19 protein-coding genes and 3 pseudogenes are annotated in these 16,016 nt (G+C 55.3%); 17 read left to right on the top strand and 5 right to left on the bottom strand.

Features of this window, described 5'->3' with window-relative positions; translation table 11 throughout:
* Window positions 1–15: 15 nt before the first annotated feature.
* From CLM71_RS06305 to CLM71_RS06265, 9 genes and pseudogenes are all read left to right on the top strand, one after another.
* Complete coding sequence (locus CLM71_RS06305) at window positions 16–306, top strand: hypothetical protein (RefSeq protein WP_105230235.1); 291 nt, start codon at window positions 16–18, stop codon at window positions 304–306.
* Window positions 307–554: 248 nt separating this feature from the next.
* Window positions 555–980, top strand: coding sequence for an S-type pyocin domain-containing protein (locus tag CLM71_RS06300; protein WP_234008621.1), 426 nt, complete (start codon window positions 555–557; stop codon window positions 978–980).
* A gap of 25 nt (window positions 981–1,005) precedes the next feature.
* Window positions 1,006–1,296 carry a hypothetical protein gene (locus CLM71_RS06295; protein WP_105230234.1) on the top strand — a complete coding sequence of 97 codons (291 nt, stop codon included), beginning with the start codon at window positions 1,006–1,008 and terminating at the stop codon, window positions 1,294–1,296.
* Between the two features lie 227 nt (window positions 1,297–1,523).
* Window positions 1,524–2,006, top strand: a pseudogene (locus CLM71_RS06290) (klebicin D activity protein); the annotation flags it as partial.
* Between the two features lie 2 nt (window positions 2,007–2,008).
* A complete protein-coding gene (locus CLM71_RS06285; RefSeq protein WP_105230233.1) occupies window positions 2,009–2,272 on the top strand; it encodes an immunity protein in 264 nt (87 codons plus the stop codon).
* A 234-nt stretch (window positions 2,273–2,506) separates the two neighbouring features.
* Window positions 2,507–2,767 (top strand): annotated as a pseudogene (locus CLM71_RS06280) (colicin); the annotation flags it as partial.
* A complete protein-coding gene (locus CLM71_RS06275; RefSeq protein WP_105230232.1) occupies window positions 2,764–3,036 on the top strand; it encodes a hypothetical protein in 273 nt (90 codons plus the stop codon). The pseudogene CLM71_RS06280 and the gene CLM71_RS06275, both read left to right, overlap by 4 nt.
* A gap of 252 nt (window positions 3,037–3,288) precedes the next feature.
* Window positions 3,289–3,741 carry an S-type pyocin domain-containing protein gene (locus tag CLM71_RS06270; RefSeq protein ID WP_234008618.1) on the top strand — a complete coding sequence of 151 codons (453 nt, stop codon included), beginning with the start codon at window positions 3,289–3,291 and terminating at the stop codon, window positions 3,739–3,741.
* The gene (locus CLM71_RS06265; protein WP_105230231.1) at window positions 3,741–4,004 is read left to right on the top strand and encodes an immunity protein; all 264 of its coding nucleotides are present in this window, start codon (window positions 3,741–3,743) and stop codon (window positions 4,002–4,004) included. Before CLM71_RS06270 ends, CLM71_RS06265 begins: the two co-directional genes overlap by 1 nt.
* 118 nt (window positions 4,005–4,122) lie before the next feature.
* Here the strand turns inward: CLM71_RS06265 and CLM71_RS06260 are convergent, their stop codons facing one another.
* Window positions 4,123–5,001: a dihydrodipicolinate synthase family protein gene (locus CLM71_RS06260; protein WP_105230230.1), complete on the bottom strand. Its 879-nt coding sequence runs from the start codon at window positions 4,999–5,001 to the stop codon at window positions 4,123–4,125.
* 424 nt (window positions 5,002–5,425) lie between these two features.
* Between CLM71_RS06260 and CLM71_RS06255 the strand changes: the two genes are divergently transcribed.
* Entirely contained in the window at window positions 5,426–6,277 is an 852-nt protein-coding gene (locus CLM71_RS06255) for a DMT family transporter (RefSeq protein WP_105230229.1), read from the top strand.
* 58 nt (window positions 6,278–6,335) lie between these two features.
* Here the strand turns inward: CLM71_RS06255 and CLM71_RS06250 are convergent, their stop codons facing one another.
* Window positions 6,336–6,926: a Yip1 family protein gene (locus CLM71_RS06250; protein ID WP_105230228.1), complete on the bottom strand. Its 591-nt coding sequence runs from the start codon at window positions 6,924–6,926 to the stop codon at window positions 6,336–6,338.
* Window positions 6,927–7,164: 238 nt separating this feature from the next.
* Here CLM71_RS06250 and CLM71_RS06245 point away from each other — a divergent pair, with 238 nt between their 5' ends.
* The 6 genes from CLM71_RS06245 (at window position 7,165) to CLM71_RS06220 (ending at window position 11,816) form a co-directional block, all read left to right on the top strand.
* Complete coding sequence (locus CLM71_RS06245) at window positions 7,165–7,632, top strand: acyltransferase (protein ID WP_105230227.1); 468 nt, start codon at window positions 7,165–7,167, stop codon at window positions 7,630–7,632.
* Window positions 7,632–8,171: a GNAT family N-acetyltransferase gene (locus CLM71_RS06240; RefSeq protein ID WP_105230226.1), complete on the top strand. Its 540-nt coding sequence runs from the start codon at window positions 7,632–7,634 to the stop codon at window positions 8,169–8,171. The genes CLM71_RS06245 and CLM71_RS06240 overlap by 1 nt, the downstream gene beginning before the upstream one ends.
* 101 nt (window positions 8,172–8,272) lie before the next feature.
* On the top strand, window positions 8,273–9,097 hold the full coding sequence (locus CLM71_RS06235; protein ID WP_105230225.1) for a DUF1460 domain-containing protein: 825 nt from the start codon (window positions 8,273–8,275) through the stop codon (window positions 9,095–9,097).
* Window positions 9,098–9,210: 113 nt separating this feature from the next.
* On the top strand, window positions 9,211–10,023 hold the full coding sequence (locus CLM71_RS06230) for a MetQ/NlpA family lipoprotein (protein WP_105230224.1): 813 nt from the start codon (window positions 9,211–9,213) through the stop codon (window positions 10,021–10,023).
* 132 nt (window positions 10,024–10,155) lie between these two features.
* A complete protein-coding gene (locus tag CLM71_RS06225; protein ID WP_105230223.1) occupies window positions 10,156–11,184 on the top strand; it encodes a MerR family transcriptional regulator in 1,029 nt (342 codons plus the stop codon).
* A 107-nt stretch (window positions 11,185–11,291) separates the two neighbouring features.
* On the top strand, window positions 11,292–11,816 hold the full coding sequence (locus tag CLM71_RS06220; RefSeq protein ID WP_172606304.1) for a GNAT family N-acetyltransferase: 525 nt from the start codon (window positions 11,292–11,294) through the stop codon (window positions 11,814–11,816).
* 40 nt (window positions 11,817–11,856) lie between these two features.
* Here the strand turns inward: CLM71_RS06220 and CLM71_RS06215 are convergent, their stop codons facing one another.
* The 3 genes and pseudogenes from CLM71_RS06215 to CLM71_RS06200 all read right to left on the bottom strand — a co-directional run bounded on the left by CLM71_RS06215 (window position 11,857) and on the right by CLM71_RS06200 (window position 15,141).
* Window positions 11,857–12,774 carry a DUF808 domain-containing protein gene (locus CLM71_RS06215; protein WP_105230222.1) on the bottom strand — a complete coding sequence of 306 codons (918 nt, stop codon included), beginning with the start codon at window positions 12,772–12,774 and terminating at the stop codon, window positions 11,857–11,859.
* 164 nt (window positions 12,775–12,938) lie between these two features.
* Window positions 12,939–13,809, bottom strand: a pseudogene (gene pbpG / locus CLM71_RS06210) (D-alanyl-D-alanine endopeptidase).
* 228 nt (window positions 13,810–14,037) lie between these two features.
* Window positions 14,038–15,141 carry an adenosylhomocysteinase gene (locus CLM71_RS06200; protein ID WP_105230219.1) on the bottom strand — a complete coding sequence of 368 codons (1,104 nt, stop codon included), beginning with the start codon at window positions 15,139–15,141 and terminating at the stop codon, window positions 14,038–14,040.
* Window positions 15,142–15,231: 90 nt separating this feature from the next.
* On the opposite strand from CLM71_RS06200, the gene CLM71_RS06195 reads away from it, so the two are divergent.
* A complete protein-coding gene (locus CLM71_RS06195) occupies window positions 15,232–15,786 on the top strand; it encodes a DedA family protein (protein ID WP_105230218.1) in 555 nt (184 codons plus the stop codon).
* The last annotated feature ends 230 nt before the right edge of the window (window positions 15,787–16,016 follow it).

Below are 16,016 nucleotides of genomic sequence, written 5' to 3'. Positions count from 1 at the left end.
TGTAAAGGTATTAAAATGATAGACTACAATGCAATGGTTAAAAATGAAAATATGGCAGACGTTATTCTTTATCTAGTTGGACGAAAAGAAGAGGGCATGGCATATCCATCCATTGACCTGTTTTTTGGCAGATATAAAGCAGCTGAAAAATATGAGTCATATAACATAAAACTAATACATACAATGAAGGAACTTGAAGAGGCTGGCCAGGTATTTTCAGCAAAAACCTATGGTTCTGGATATAAAAAAGGCCCTAACTGGAAGGAACCAAAGTTCGTCACCGAGAAAAAATACGGTATCGAATAATCGCCATTAATGATTTACTATCATGTTTTTCACAAAGCCCAAAAATTCAATTTTTGGGCTTTTTTATCTGTATCTTTCGTTTATTTGAAGCAATCATCCTCAGCGTAGCTGACATCTTAACATTCATACGATTAATGAAAAACCCACTGAGAAATCAAATCAGGTGATAAATTGGCAATAGTTGTGTCCCTCCCGTCGCTGCAGAATTTCACTTATCAGCAGCCGGATGCAGAGCTGAACCGATTTATGTGATACTGAGCGGAATTTATGGAGAAACCAATGCCAAAGAAAAATGCAGCGGACGTGACTACAATGCCGACAAAGCCGGCGGCTCTATCCAAAACCTGGACTGGAGAACGGCCAACATCGACCGGGCAGGCGTGGATAAAGTGAGGTTGCATACCGGACGGTTTATGGAATCTCCCGAAAACAAGGTGATGATTGACCGACTGGAGAAAATTTCGCAGGGTAAGCTACAGGCAACGGATACCGACAAGCGTTTTTACACCCATGAAATCAGGGAATTGGAGCGCTACCGGGCGTTGGGTATTCCTGATGGCACCACCCAAAAAAATAGCTACGAAGTCTGGAATAATACTCACACAGCAACATTAGAAGATTACCAGCTTAGTTCTGATGAAAACCTGTTATATACGCCAGAGGCTCTGAAATGAAACAAATAAATGCAGAGGTATTGAAATGATAGATTATAATTCAATGGTTAAAAATGAGACTATGGGAGATGTTATTATCTTTCTGGTTGGACAAGAAGAAAATGGCATGGCATACCCATCTATCGACCGATTTTTTGGCAGATATAAAGCAGGTGAAAAATATGAGTCATATAACATAAAACTAATTCATGAAATGAAGCATCTTGAGGAAGTTGGACAGGTAGTTTTAGAAAGAGTCTATGGAGCAAAATGTAAAAAAGGTCCCAACTGGAAAGAACCAAAATTCGTCACCGAGAAAAAATACGGCATCGGATAATCGCCATTGACAATCTTTCATCCTCATGTTTTTTTTTCGCAAAGCCCAAAAAATCACGTTTTTGGGCTTTTTATCTGTGTCGTTCGTCTATTTTAAGCAACCATCATCAGCGTAGCTGACATCTTAATATTCGTACGATTAATGAAAAATCCATGAGAAATCAAATCAGTTGATAAATTGGCAATAGTTGCGCTCCTCCTGCGGCTGTAGGATTTCATTTACCGGCAGCCGGAAGCGGCATTGAGCCGGTTTATGTGATACTGAGCGGAATTTATGGAGAAACCAATGCCAAAGGTCAACACAGCGGACGCCCCTATAATCCAGATAAAGCTGGCGGACCAATTCAAAATTTGGACTGGAAAACTGCCACCATTGACCGCGACGGCGTAGACAAAGTGAAACTGCATACAGGACGCTTTGGTGACTCACCCGATAACAAGGTGATGATCGACCGATTGGAGAAAATCCTTAAGGGGGAACTAAAGCCTACAGATATCGACAAACGTTATTATACTCATGAGATACGCGAACTAGAGCGCTACCGTGCGTTAGGAGTTCCTGATGGGGTAGAAGATGAATCAGTTTGGAATGATGCACATACGGCTACACTTGAAGACTATAAAGTGAATGAGAAAACCGACCCTCTTTATACACCAGAGGCCAAGGAAGCTTATGAAAAAGCTGAGTTAAAAAAACTCAACGGAGGTTAGTAATGTCACCAATTGAAAATATTATTAAAAGTGAAAGTGTTGAAGATGTGCTTTTACACTTTGCACCCATAACGTCATACCCAGGAATTGATCGGATGTATGTTAATTATAAATTCCAGGTGATAGAGCATGGCGAATTACTGTCAACGTATCAGCGGCTGGTGAAGGAAGGTAAACTAACTAAAGACGATAAAGGCCATACGATTAAAGGACCGAACTGGAAAGAACCTAAATTTGTGACCGAGAAAAAATACGGCATCGAGTAATCGCCATTAATGATTTATCATCATATTTTTCTCAAAGCCCAAAAAGTCAATTTTTGGGGTTTTTCATCTGTGTCGTTCATCTATGTTAAGCAATAATCATCAGCGTAGCTGATATCTTAGCATTCTTACGATTAATGAAAAAATCTGAGAAATCAAATCAGGTGATAAATTGGCAATGGTTGTGTCCCTCCCGTCGCTGCAGAATTTCACTTATCAGCAGCCGGATGCAGAGCTGAACCAATTTATGTGATACTGAGCGGAATTTATGGCGAAACCAATGCCAAAGAAAAATACAGCGGACGTGACTACGATACAGACAAATCCGGCGGCCCTATCCAAAACCTGGACTGGAGAACGGCCAACATCAACCAGGCAGGCGTGGATACGCATACTGCCACCCTAGAAGACTATAAAATAAATGAACGAAATGAACCTTTGTATACTCCTGAAGCAATCAAAGCGGCAGAGGAGCAAGCTAAGAGGGAAGAACTATGATTGATTTTAAGTCTATGATTGAAAAGGAAAGTATATGCGATGCGGTGTCTTTCTTCGCTGGTTCGACAAGAGGGATCGGTTATCCGCAGTTGGATAATTTCTTTGTTCGTTACCGATTTGATGTTATTGGAAATGGAGAACTATTGAAAGTTTTTGAAGATATGCGCAGTAATGGGATTGTCGAATGGGGAGAAAAAATGCTTGTTAAAAAAGGCCCAAACTGGAAAGCGCCCGCATTCGTCACCGAGAAAAAATACGGCATCGGATAATCGTCATTGACAATCTTTCATCCTCATGTTTTTTTCGCAAAGCCCAAAAATTCACGTTTTTGGGCTTTTTATCTGTGTCGTTCGTCTATTTTAAGCAACCATCATCAGCGTAGCTGACATCTTAACATTCGTACGATTAATGAAAAATCCATGAGAAATCAAATCAGTTGATAAATTGGCAATAGTTGCGCTCCTCCTGCGACTGTAGGATTTCATTTACCGGCAGCCGGATGCAGAGCTGAACCAATTTATGTGATACTGAGCGGAATTTATGGAGAGACCAATGCCAAAGGAAAATACAGCGGACGTGACTACGATACCGACCAAGCCGGTGGCCCTATCCAGAATCTGGACTGGAGAACGGCCAACATCGACCGGGCAGACGTGGATAAGGTGAGGTTGCATACCGGACGGTCTGAGGACTCCCCCGAAAACAAGGTGATGATTGACCGACTGGAGAAAGTTTTGCAGGGTAAGCTACAGGCGATGGAGACCGACAAGCGTTTTTATACCCATGAAATTAGGGAATTGGAGCGTTATCAGAACCTAGGGATTAAAGATGGGGAGATCCCAGAAAACTATGATGAAGTTTGGAATAATACCCATGCAGCCCCCCTAGAAGACTATAAAATAGATGAACGAACTCAATCTTTATATACACCTGAAGCAGAAGAAGCATATCGCAAAGCAGAGGAGGGAACATAATGCTAGATCTTGAAGGGATTTACAAAAATGAAAGCGTAGAAGATGTTCTTTTGCATTTTTCCCCACGAACACCTTACCCCAGTATCGACCGTATGTACGTACGCTACAAATTTGAAGTCATTGCAAATGGTGAATTACTACGGACTCATCAACGATTATTCAAAGAAGGCAAATTAATGAAGACGGAAAAGAAACTACCGGAGAAAGGTCCCAACTGGAAAGAACCAAAGTTCGTCACCGAGAAAAAGTACGGTATCGAATAATCGCCGCTGACGCTGTTTCATCATGATAGATTGCACAAAGCCCGACTAACTCACGTTTGCCGGGCTTTTTCATTTGCGGAGATATTACCCGTAGTTTAAATCCGTTCGCCCCGTCCGCTTAGCGCAGTTCCAACTGCGTCATTACCGCGGCGATATCGCGGCAGGCTTCGGCCGGCAAGGGCTGCAGCGGACGCGGCAGGCAGTCGATGTCGCTCAGCCCGAGAATACCGGCGGCGACGGCCATCACGCGGATGCTGCCATGCCGGCGGAACAACTGCCACAACGGTTCCAGCCGCGCAACCAGCTCGCTAACGCGCCCGCTGTCCCCTGCCCGCGCGGCGTCGACAATCTGTCTGGCGCTGTGCGGGAACAGGCCGCCGCACACCGAATACCACACCTCGCAGCCGGCATTCAGCCCCTGCCCGGCAAACTCATCGCCGCTGACGCCGATGGCAATTTCCGCCGGCAGTATCTTCCGCAGGCTTTGCATTCGCACCGGCTCCGCCTGCACGCCGGGGATTTTGATCGACTGCACGCCCGGCAGGGCGGCGACGCGCGCCAGTAACGCATCGGAAAACTCAAAGCGGGTGGTGCGCGGGTTGTTATACACGCACAGCGGCACGGAACTATGGCGCGCTACGGTTTCATACAGCGCATAAACTTCATCATCCGTCAGCGACTGATAGCACAGCACCGGCAGCAGCAGCGCATCGGCGCCCGCCGTCTGCGCATCGTCGGCCAGCTGCAGAACCTGCTCCGTGCCGTAAGCGCCGATGCAAACCATCAGCGGAATGCCGCCGGCGTGCTGCGCCGCCAGCGCGGTGACGCGTTTTTTCTGCTCATGCGTCAGATAGGCATAGCTGCCGGTGGAACCTAAGACGCCCAGCGAATCAACCCCGGCCTCGGTCAGCCGGGCCAGGATATTCACAAAACCTTTTTCGTCGATCCCCGAAGGGGTCACCGGGGTCAGCGGAAAAGCGCTCAGACCTGTAAACATGACTTGCTCCTGTGATAAGTGCGGAAAACGCGCCAGCGGTCATTATAATAAACACAACGGTCAGTATAATAAATGGCGATATTTACCACATCCCGGATAATTTATGATTGCAAAAGCCACCTGAACACATTAGTTTCATCAGACTGCTTGTTCAATTATCAGGGCATTTAATGCGCGATTTCACACACGTCACCGACCCAGCTTCAGCGACCGCTCCGGCCACCGTTGCGCCGTGTGCCGCCATCGCCCCTCCCGCCCTGTCATCTGTCGTGGTAGCCGTCGTCGCTACCGTGGTTTCGCCGCCGCACGCCGTGGTTGTGCGTTAAAACCACCCTCAATCTTATTCTCCGGACAATATTCATGCGCGTTGGCGCAGGCCGTTGCGTATGCCGGAGTTGGTAATGTTCACGACAGGTGACATCACATGCGAGTTATTTCCCAATCAGCCAATGCCGCGATGGCGACGCTGTTTGTGCTGCTGTGGAGCAGCGGCGCTATTTTTTCCCGCTGGGGGTTGGAGCACGCCTCCGCCTTGGTGTTTTTATTCTTCCGCTGCGCCATCGCCCTGGCGTTGTTGACGGCGATCGGGCTGTGGCAGCGACGTCTGTTGCCCGACGCCGGCAGTCGCTGGCGCGTGGCGCTGATCGGTCTGCTGATGATCGGCTGCTACCAAACCGCCTATCTGCTGGCGCTGGAATGGGGCGTCACCCCCGGCGTCCTGGCGACGCTGCTCGGCGTACAGCCGATCATCACCCAGTTCGTTACCGAACGGCGCTGCGGCGGGCTGCGCGGCCTGGGGCTGCTGCTGGCGCTGGGCGGCCTGACGCTGGTGGTGTATCAGAGCATCAAGGTGGCGCACTTTTCACCGTTTGGCATCGCCTGCGCCTTTGTCGCGCTCGGCTGCATGACCCTCGGCACCCTGCTGCAAAAAGGTATGCAGCAGTCGCCGCTGGCTGTGCTGCCGCTGCAGTACGCCGTCGGGCTGCTGGTATGCGCGCTGGCAATGCCGTTCGCGCCGCTGCATGTCGAATGGCGGCCGGGCTTTATACTGCCGCTGCTGTGGATGGCGGTGGTGATCTCGGTGCTGGCCACCTTCCTGCTCTACCGGCTGATCCAGCGCGGTAATCTGGTGCAGGTCACCAGCCTGTTTTACCTGATCCCGGCGGTTACCGCCCTGCTGGATTATCTGCTGCTCGGCCACCGGCTGGCGGCGCTGAGCCTGCTCGGCATGGCCGGCATCGTGCTCGGCGTGATGCTGGTGTTCCGCAAGGCGTAATACGTAAAAAACCCCCTCGGCCAGACGGCGCAAGGGGGTTTATCACTCGGTTTCGGCGTCAGAACAGCCAGGAGCCATAGCCCCACAGCAGCACCGTCAGCCCCAGCAGCAGCTCAAGCAGCAGGATGCCGATGGCAAAGGTGGAGCTGGAGAACAGGAACCCTTCCTGACTGTCGATATTCAGGAAGTGCGGAATGCCGAGATACAGCAGATAGCCGGAATAACACAGGCCAACCACCCCGACGAACAGGCACAGCCACACCACCGGATACAGCGCCACAATGCCGCTGAGGAACATCGGCGTGGCGACATAGCCGGCAAACACCATACAGCGGTGCAGACTCGGCCGCGCTTCATAACGCCGCGCCATCCAGTGGATCACTTTGCCCATCACCGCAACGCCCGCCAGCATCAACAGGTAGAAGGCCACGGCGGTATACAGCGCGGTCGCCATATCCAGCCGAATCGCGTGCCCCTCGCCGGACAGCCAGCCCAGTTGCGTGGTGCCGATAAATGCGCACACCACCGGGATCAGCGCCATCAGCAAAACGTGGTGAGTATAGAGATGCGAGACGCTTTCGTTCTCGCGCTTGATTTCTTTGAACTCGGTGCTGGGATGCGCCAACAGCCCCCAAACATGATTGATCATGAGACACCTCCTCATCTCGCCGTCGGCCGCGCCCGGCGGGAATCACACTCCTCTGACGAACCGCGCGTCCGTATGAGGGTTGCGGCCACGGGGCTCTCCCCCTGCCATTTATTATAGTCTTTGGGTGAAAAAACGTTCGCCATCGGAGCGCGGAGAGGGTTTACTCTATAATCAAGCTGTTATCGTGCCGCCACGCTGTGACCGGCCGATAATCAATCCGAAAGGAAGGAGCACGCCCATGACCGCAAAACTTCGCACCCGCCAGAGCGGCCTGGCGGATATCACCTACGGTGAAAACGTCCTGGTGGTCGAACCCTGTAATCTGTACGGCTGCACCCTGGGGGACGAGGTGTTCGTCGGCCCCTTTGTCGAAATACAAAAAAACGTCACCGTCGGCGCCCGCAGCAAGATCCAGTCGCACAGTTTTCTCTGTGAATATGTGACGCTGGGCGAGGAGTGCTTTGTCGGCCACGGCGTGATGTTCGCCAATGACCGCTTCCAGAGCGGCGCCCCTGACGCCGACCCGGCGAACTGGGGCCATACGCACATCGGCAACCGGGTCTCAATCGGTTCCGGCGCCACCATTTTACCGGTGCGCATCTGCGACGGTGCGGTCATCGGCGCCGGCGCCGTGGTGACCCGCGATATCACCCGCAAAGGCATTTACGCCGGCAACCCCGCCCGGCTACTGAGGGAGCTGCCCTGATGAATGCAGTCCGGATTGAACGCATCACCGACCTGCCCGCCGGCTATCTGGAAAATAACGATTTCACCTTTTACGTCGAATGCTATGCACAGCCGGCCTTTGGCACGCCGGTCGAACGCTGGCCTACCCAGCCGGTGGCGCCGTATCGCAAACACTACCCGCTGGCGCCCTTTATCAACGACGAAGGTGACACCTTTCTGGCGTTGCGCGACGGCGTGGCGGTCGGCCATATCACGCTGAGTAAAAACTGGAACGACTACACCCTGATTGAAGAGGTGGCGGTCAGCCGCAGCGCACGGCGCAACGGCATCGGCAGCGCGCTGCTGGACGCCGCGCAGCAGTGGGCGCGCGAACGCGATACCGCCGGGCTGATGCTGGAAACCCAGAACAACAATCTGGCCGCCTGCCGCTGCTATCAGCGCTACGGCTTTACCCTCGGCGGCATCGACCATCTGTTGTACCGCGGCCAGCCGGATATTGCCGACCATGAAATCGCGCTATTCTGGTATCTGCCGTTCAATAACGAGGTCGGTTATTAAGCGGGCACAACAGGTGTACGGTTTCACTGCGGTTTAGTTTATGTCCGCTAACGTGAAAACGATGCTTCTCTCAATCAACCACGCCGCCAACGGAGGGGGAAATGAGCAAGGTCGCTCCATGGTTGTTAATGGTCGTATTGGCCGGCTGTGCCGGCACGCCGGACGGCGGCGCGTCTTCGCCGCATCCTGCACAACCCGCGGAAACCCAAGTGAACATTGACGATATCACCTCAGCCCGGCTGCAGCGCCTGCTGGCGCTGCGTAAATCAATGCCGACGCTGGACGATGGCGCCGTCATTGAACGGCTGTCCCGCCAGTTTCTCGACGTGCCTTACGTCGCCGATAGGCTAATCGGCGACGCCGCTACGCCGGAACGGCTGGTGATTGATTTTCGCGGACTGGACTGCTTTACCTACCTGGACTATGTCGAAGCGTTGCGCCATGCCGATGACCAGGCGCAGTTTGTCCGGCAGCTGATCGCCACCCGCTACCGTAACGGCGAGGTCGGTTTCCTGACCCGTAAACACTTTTTCAGCGACTGGGCCTATCAGCCAGCCGTCCGCGCCGATGACATCACCACCGACCTCAGCCCGCACGCCATCACGCTGAGCAAAGTGCTGAACCGCAATGCCGACGGCGGCCAGTATCTGCCGGGGCTGCCGAACGCCACGCGCCGCATCAGCTATATTCCCAGCGAATATGTCGATGCCCGGCTGCTCAGCCGGCTGCGCACCGGCGATTACATCGGCATCTACACCAATCTGGAGGGGCTGGACGTCACCCACGTCGGCATCTATATCATGACGCCGACCGGGCCGGTTTTACGCAACGCCTCGTCGCGTAAGGAAAACCGTAAAGTGGTGGATTCACCGTTTATCGACTACATCAGCAGCGCGCCGGGCATTGTGGTTCTGCGTCCGCGCTAAGCGGTTATATTTTATCATTCCTTGTGCTAAAGCCGGGTTTGACTTCCTGCGGCGTCTGCGTTTATCTGGTTGCTAAAACTGACTGATTTTATTGTTGTTTCAGGGAGTGTTCGATGGCAATTTACCGGCGTTGCGCCATACTGGCGGCGGCCATGACGGCCTCGCTGCTGTTAGCAGGCTGCGATCGGCAAGACGATCGCCACCATATCAAGGTCGGCGTGATTAACGGCGCCGAGCAGGACGTGGCGGAGGTGGCGAAGCAGGTCGCCAAGGAAAAATATGGCCTGGAGGTCGAGCTGTTCGGCTTCAGCGGTGCCCTGCTGCCCAACGACGCCACCGATAAGGGCGAGCTGGACGCCAACGTCTTCCAGCACCGTCCGTTCCTGGCGCAGCAGAACAAAGACCGCGGCTATCATCTGACGGCGGTCGGCAACACCTTTGTCTTCCCGATTGCCGGCTACTCGAAAAAGGTTAAATCGGTCAATCAGCTGCGGGACGGCGCGGTGATCGCCATTCCCAACGACCCGACCAACCTCGGGCGAGCGCTGCTGCTGCTGCAGAAAACCGGGCTGATCGCGTTAAAACCCGGTAAAGGCCTGCTGCCCACCGCGCTGGATATCAGCGCCAACCCGCACAACTACCGCATTATCGAGCTGGAAGGCGCGCAGCTGCCGCAGGTGCTGGACGACCCGAGCGTCGACGTGGCGATTATCAGCACCACCTACATCAACCAGACCGGGCTGACCCCCACCAAAGACAGCATCTTTATTGAGGACAAGGATTCGCCGTACGTGAATATCGTTGTGGCGCGCGAAGACAACAAGGATGCGCCGAAGGTGCAGGAGTTCCTTAAGGCTTATCAGTCGGATGAAGTCGCAGCGGCGGCGGAAAAGATCTTTAACGGCGGCGCCGTCAAAGGTTGGTAACGCTCCTGCAGGCCAGGCCGCGCCAGCGCGGCCTCCCCATAATCTTTCCCGTAAAAAAAACACCACTTCCCGCTTGACCCTCACGCCGCGTCAGGCTTTAGTCTCTCTGCACGCACAAGGGAGGAGCACTCTATGTTATTGAAAGTCGGCGAACTGGCGCGCCGTTCTGGTATTACCGTTCGCACACTGCATTACTACGACAGCATTGGTTTGCTGGTCCCTTCTGCGCGCTCCGACGCCGGCTACCGGTTGTATAACCGGGCCGATATCGCCCGCCTGCATCATATCCAGGCATTACGCCGTATGGGAATGACGCTGGCCGAGGTCGGGGCGATTCTGGAACGTTCAGATCTGGCGCTACCCACGGTGCTGAGCCGCCAGATTGACATGCTGAACCAACAGCTGACGCAAATCACCGCGCTGCGCGATCGCCTGCAAGCGATGCATACGCAACTGACGGCGGGTGATGAGCCGGATCTGAACGACTGGCTGACAACGTTGGAGTTAATGACCATGTACGATAAATATTTCACCGCCGATGAACTGGCGCAGCTGCCGTTTTATCAGGCCGATACGCAACGCCAGCAAGAGTGGGCGACCATGGTGCAGCAGGTATGTGAACTGATGGCAAATGGCACGCCGGCGCAAGATCCGCAGGCGCAGCGCATTGCACGCCGCTGGATGCTGGCCCTGGAGCGCGACACCGCCGGCAACCCGGCGTTTCTCACACGTCTCAACACCATGCATGCCGATGAACCCTCAATGCGCGAGCAGACCGGTATCACGCCGGCCATGACCGATTACATCACCCAGGCATTTGCCGAAACCAAACTGGCGATTTACCAGAAATACCTGGATGAAGATGAGTATGCCTATGTCCGCAAACACTATTTCGACCGCATACAGGAGTGGCCGGCGCTGATAGCCCGCCTCCGTTCTGCTCTCAACGACGGTATCGCACCGGACAGCGGGCAGGCCCGGCAATTGGCCGCTGAATGGCTGGCGCTGTTCCGCTCCTACGCCGGCGACAACCCGGCGACGCAGATGAAAATCCGCCAGGCCATGGAGCAGGAGCCGACGCTAAGCGAAGGCACTTGGCTGACGCCGCCGCTGCTGGATTATCTGCGCGAGGCGGTCGCCAATCTGATGCGCGGCGAGTAGCCATTACTTTTGATTATCACAAGAGAGTAAAACAATATTTATCTTGCCGGTCAGCGCGGCGCATCATTCAATTATCCGCTGATTTATATCGAAAACATGGAGCTATCATGCAGCAGGCCGCGCTGACCATTACTGATGCGACTCATGAAACATTGATCGCTGTGACACAAATCTATGCTTACCATGTTCTGCACGGCGCCGGCTCTTTTGAAGAAGTGCCGCCCACTTTAGAAGAGATGCGCCAGCGTCACGATCGCGTACAAACAGCCGGATTACCCTGGCTGGTGGCGAAACTGGACGAGCAGATCGTCGGCTACTGTTATGCCGCGACTTATCGACCACGTCCTGCTTACCGCTTTACCATTGAAGATTCAGTGTATATAGCGCCAGATATGCAAGGCAAAGGCATAGGCCATGCGCTGCTCAGTGCGCTGATTGCCCGCTGTGAACGCGGGCCATGGCATCAAATGCTGTCAGTCATCGGTGATTCAGCCAATAATCACGCGTCGCTGGAGCTCCATCGGAAATTGGGATTTTGCAGCATTGGCACCCTGAACCAGGTCGGATTCAAATTCGGCAGTTGGCGGGATACACACATTATGCAGCGAGCATTAGGGCAAGGCGATCGTTGACCGAAAGATTAAGCGGCAGGGCACACCCCCGCCGCTCCGGTTAAGCTTTAAAACGCGCGCGTACCGCGCCGATCATCGATACCAGCAGCAACACCACGCCGCCGGCGACAAAGCCGAACGCCACGTTCAGCAGCGAAGGCACGATGCCCTGCAGGATATGGTCAAACGTCGGTGCGACCGCAATATGCGCCGCCCAGTCTTCAAACAGGTGATGCACCGCCGGCAGGCCGTGGGTCAGAATACCGCCCCCCACCATAAACATGGCGATGGTGCCGACGATCGACAGCGTTTTCATCAGGAACGGCGCGGCGCTGACAATGCCGCTGCCGATGCTGCGCGCCAGCGCGCTGCTTTTACGGCTTAAATACAGCCCCAGGTCGTCCAGTTTGACGATGCCGGCAACGATGCCGTACACGCCGATGGTCATCACAATGGCGATGCCGCACAGCACGATCAGCTGCTGGGTAAAGCTGGCGCCGGCCACGGTGCCCAGAGTAATGGCGATAATCTCGGCGGACAGCACAAAGTCGGTGCGCACCGCGCCCTTTACCTTACGCTTTTCATAGGCCGCTACGTCCTCGTTCGGATTCAGCGCTTCACGCTGTTCCCCCTGTTCCGGCTTATGCGTCAGGCTGTGAAATACCTTCTCAAAGCCTTCATAGCACAGGTAGGCGCCGCCAATCATCAGCAGCGGAGTGATCGCCCAGGGCGCAAAAGTGCCAATCAGCAGCGCCAGCGGTACCAGGATCGCCTTGTTGATAAACGAGCCTTTCGCCACGTTCCACACCACCGGCAGTTCCCGGTCGGCCTTAACGCCGGTGACCTGCTGCGCGTTCAGCGCCAGGTCGTCCCCCAATACCCCGGCGGTCTTTTTCGCCGCCATTTTGCTCATCAGCGAGACATCGTCCAATAACGAGGCGATGTCATCAATCAGGGTCAGTAAGCTACTTCCAGCCAATGTGAGTTATCCTTCTGCTACGAAAAAATACGCGCCCGCTCCCCGTCAGCAATACCGCTGAATCATTAATGGGAGTGATGACTTACAGATAATAGCCGATAAGTCGATGCCGTGTACGGAAAGGTAAAGCATTGCGCCCGCCGCCGCAGCGACGGGCGGGCGGGTTATTCGGCGTCGTTATTCGCCAGGCGGGCGTCTTTCTGCCGGCGGTAGTCGCGGGCGGCGGCGGGCACTGGCACCACTTTGCCGGTCTCAATCCAGGTGCGCAGCCGGCTGGCGTCGGCGAAGTGGGTATATTTACCGAAGGCGTCCAGCACCACCAGCGACACCGAACGGTTGCCGATCATGGTGCGCATTGCCAGGCAGTGCCCGGCCTGATTGGTAAAGCCGGTCTTGGTCAGCTGAATATTCCACTTTTTGTTGTAAACCAGATGGTTGGTATTGCGGAACGGCAGGCTGTAGCTCGGATCCTTGAAGGTCGCCGTGCTCTCGGCGGTGGTGCTCAACTGACCGATCAGCGGGTAGCGCTTGGTGGCCAGCAGCAGCTTGGTCAGGTCGCGGGCGGTGGAGACGTTATGAATCGACAGCCCGGTAGGTTCCACATAGCGGGTATGCGTCATGCCCAGCGCTTTGGCCTTGGCGTTCATCGCCTTGATAAAGGCGTTGTAGCCGCCCGGATAGTGGTGCGCCAGGCTGGCGGCGGCGCGGTTTTCCGACGACATCAGCGCCAGCAGCAGCATCTCTTTACGGCTGATTTCGCTGTTCAGCCGCACCCGCGAATAGACACCCTTCATTTCCGGCGTCTGATGAATATCCACCTTCAGCATTTCGTCGAGCGGCAGGTGCGCATCCAGCGTCACCATCGCCGTCATCAGTTTGGTGATCGAGGCGATCGGCACCACTTCATCCGGGTTACGGGCATAAAGCACTTTATGATTTTGCATATCCACCACCATGGCGCTGCCGGAAGCCAGTTTCAGGCTGCGTCGCATGCAGCGAGGCGGTGTTTTCGCTGGCCAGCGCCTGCGGCGCCAGTCCCGCGCCGGCCTGCAGGGCCAGCAAAGTCAGAACCAAAACTCGGATTTTCACATGTATTACTCTGTTGCTGAATTTAGGGATGATGAGAAAAAACTGCAGGAAAGTATAAGGGAGGCGTATGGAGTTGGCACCGTGATTATTAACGCCCATTTGTGACAAATTCTGTCGGGATCATACGGCTTAAACCACGGGCGCGGCGGCGCTCACGCCCGCGGTCTGGCCGTTTTACAGCGCCGGCTGCCAGGCCGACTGCGGCAGCAGATACAGCCCCGCCGGCTGTGCCGCGCCGTCGCCGACAATATGGCCGATGCCGGCCGCCATCACCGCCAGCGTGACGTCAAAGGCGTTGAGGCTGTCGCCGTAGCCGGCCGTCAGATTAAACATCGAGCCGTTCGCCAGCAGATAGAGCGTTTTGTCCCCCAGCCGATAGGCGTCGACAAACGGCATTGGTTCCTGATGCGGCAGGCGCTGCAGGAAGGCGACGTCAATCTCTTCCGCCACATGGCCGACGTTGAGAATAAACGCACCGTCCCTGAGCTGCGCCAACTGGCTGGCGGACAACACGTTTTTCGCCCCGGTGGCGGTGGCGATCACCTCCGCCTGCGACGCCGCCTGATCTAAATCCATCACCGTCCAGCCGTCATAGCGCGCCTGTAACGCACGCGCCGGGTCCACTTCCGCCACCGTCACCTGCCCGCCATAGGCCCTGGCCGCCGCGGCCACGCCCTGCCCGACCAGCCCGTAGCCAATCACCAGCACCTGTTTTTCATGCAGCGTCAGGTGGGTAGTCTGGAAAAAGGTGTGCCAGGCGGTCAGGCCGACCATATGCCGGTTATGCAGCCCCTCTTTCACCGGCAGATCGTCCCAGTTGAAAATCGGATAGCGCGGCGACACACCGTTCAGACGGCTGATGCCCGAACCGGTTGCCTCCAGCCCGGCTTTAATCTGCGACCCGCCGGACGACTGATGCAGCCGTGTGGTCAGATCCGCGCCCATCTCACACAGGTGCGTCGGCTCCCAGGCCAGCGCGCGGTCGAAAGAGTCGGACCAGTCGGCGTCGGACATACCGCGCCAGGCGTGCGCCTGCGCGCCCCGCTGCGTCAGCCAGGCCACCACGTCATCCTGCACCGTGGTCGGGTTGCAGGTGGTCAGGTAAATCTCCGCCCCTTTCTCCAGCAGGCCGGCCACCAGCGGCGCCATTTTCAGATCCAGATGCATGTTGCACGCCAGCCGCACGCCCTGCAGATCCGGCAGCGCCGCCACCGCCGCACGGGTACGCGGCATATGGCGCATCGCCCATGCCAGTTCGCGGTCAAAATCCTGATACATTGTTTACTCCTTGAGTGAACGCCCCTGCCGCACAGCCTCGGCCAGGGCGAGTATACTTAGCCTGTGATAGTCATAAGATAAGGAATCACCATGACCGATTTGGCCCACTATATTACGGATTATGGTTACTGGGCGCTGTTTATCGGCTGTCTGGCTGAAGGGGAAACCATCACCCTTCTCGGCGGCATCGCGGCGCACGAGGGGCTGCTGCATCTGCCCTGGGTGATGGCGGTGGTGGCGCTCGGCGGCACGCTGGGGGATCAGCTGCTGTATTTTGCCGGCCGCCGCTTCGGCGGCCGGGCCATCGCCCGGCTGAAAAGCCAGCGTCAGCGCATCAACCGCGCCAAGCGGCTGATTGCCCGTCATCCGATGCTGTTTGTGATTGGCGTACGCTTTATGTACGGCTTCCGGATTATCGGCCCGGTGCTGATCGGCGCCAGCCGGCTGCCGCCTTCGCGCTTTGTGCCGCTGAATATTCTCGGCGCGCTGCTGTGGTCAGCGATCTTCGTGCTGCTGGGGTATTTCGGCGGTCAGGCGCTGGAGCGCGTGATTAACGGCTTCCATAATAAGCTGTTCGTCGTGCTGCTGCTGGCCGCCGTTGCCGCCGCGCTGTGGCTGGCGCGCCGCTGGTGGCGCCAACGATAACCAAGACAGTGTCGAGTAATTCTCTATCGCCCCTGTAAGTCCCCAGAAAATACTGGAGTTCTTCTAACGACTTTATGTTAGCGATATTGCCGCCGGACATCCGAGTAACGGCGGCTATCGCAGAGAATGTCGCCAGCGCCTCTATCGGCAGAGAGTTAGCCAACCGGATAAAACCTTCAGCCGCAACAGCCGTTGATGCCTGTCACAACGTTTACTCTTACAGACTACCG

Source organism: Serratia sp. MYb239, from assembly GCF_002966855.1.
In the GTDB taxonomy this organism is placed as follows: domain Bacteria; phylum Pseudomonadota; class Gammaproteobacteria; order Enterobacterales; family Enterobacteriaceae; genus Serratia_B; species Serratia_B rhizosphaerae.
The sequence above is the reverse complement of the archived record's forward strand: the minus strand, read 5'-3'. Positions and strand labels throughout refer to the sequence as shown.

Bases quoted from the DNA above. Each gene is read 5' to 3' on its own strand.
- CLM71_RS06200 (WP_105230219.1), bottom strand. From the start codon at position 15,141: ATGTATCAGGATTTTGACCGCGAACTGGCATGGGCGATGCGCCATATG.
- CLM71_RS06305 (WP_105230235.1), top strand. From the start codon at position 16: ATGATAGACTACAATGCAATGGTTAAAAATGAAAATATGGCAGACGTT.
- CLM71_RS06235 (WP_105230225.1), top strand. From the start codon at position 8,273: ATGAGCAAGGTCGCTCCATGGTTGTTAATGGTCGTATTGGCCGGCTGT.
- CLM71_RS06245 (WP_105230227.1), top strand. From the start codon at position 7,165: ATGACCGCAAAACTTCGCACCCGCCAGAGCGGCCTGGCGGATATCACC.
- CLM71_RS06195 (WP_105230218.1), top strand. From the start codon at position 15,232: ATGACCGATTTGGCCCACTATATTACGGATTATGGTTACTGGGCGCTG.
- CLM71_RS06265 (WP_105230231.1), top strand. From the start codon at position 3,741: ATGCTAGATCTTGAAGGGATTTACAAAAATGAAAGCGTAGAAGATGTT.
- CLM71_RS06285 (WP_105230233.1), top strand. From the start codon at position 2,009: ATGTCACCAATTGAAAATATTATTAAAAGTGAAAGTGTTGAAGATGTG.
- CLM71_RS06225 (WP_105230223.1), top strand. From the start codon at position 10,156: ATGTTATTGAAAGTCGGCGAACTGGCGCGCCGTTCTGGTATTACCGTT.
- CLM71_RS06260 (WP_105230230.1), bottom strand. From the start codon at position 5,001: ATGTTTACAGGTCTGAGCGCTTTTCCGCTGACCCCGGTGACCCCTTCG.
- CLM71_RS06230 (WP_105230224.1), top strand. From the start codon at position 9,211: ATGGCAATTTACCGGCGTTGCGCCATACTGGCGGCGGCCATGACGGCC.
- CLM71_RS06275 (WP_105230232.1), top strand. From the start codon at position 2,764: ATGATTGATTTTAAGTCTATGATTGAAAAGGAAAGTATATGCGATGCG.
- CLM71_RS06255 (WP_105230229.1), top strand. From the start codon at position 5,426: ATGCGAGTTATTTCCCAATCAGCCAATGCCGCGATGGCGACGCTGTTT.
- CLM71_RS06295 (WP_105230234.1), top strand. From the start codon at position 1,006: ATGATAGATTATAATTCAATGGTTAAAAATGAGACTATGGGAGATGTT.
- CLM71_RS06240 (WP_105230226.1), top strand. From the start codon at position 7,632: ATGAATGCAGTCCGGATTGAACGCATCACCGACCTGCCCGCCGGCTAT.
- CLM71_RS06220 (WP_172606304.1), top strand. From the start codon at position 11,292: ATGCAGCAGGCCGCGCTGACCATTACTGATGCGACTCATGAAACATTG.
- CLM71_RS06250 (WP_105230228.1), bottom strand. From the start codon at position 6,926: ATGATCAATCATGTTTGGGGGCTGTTGGCGCATCCCAGCACCGAGTTC.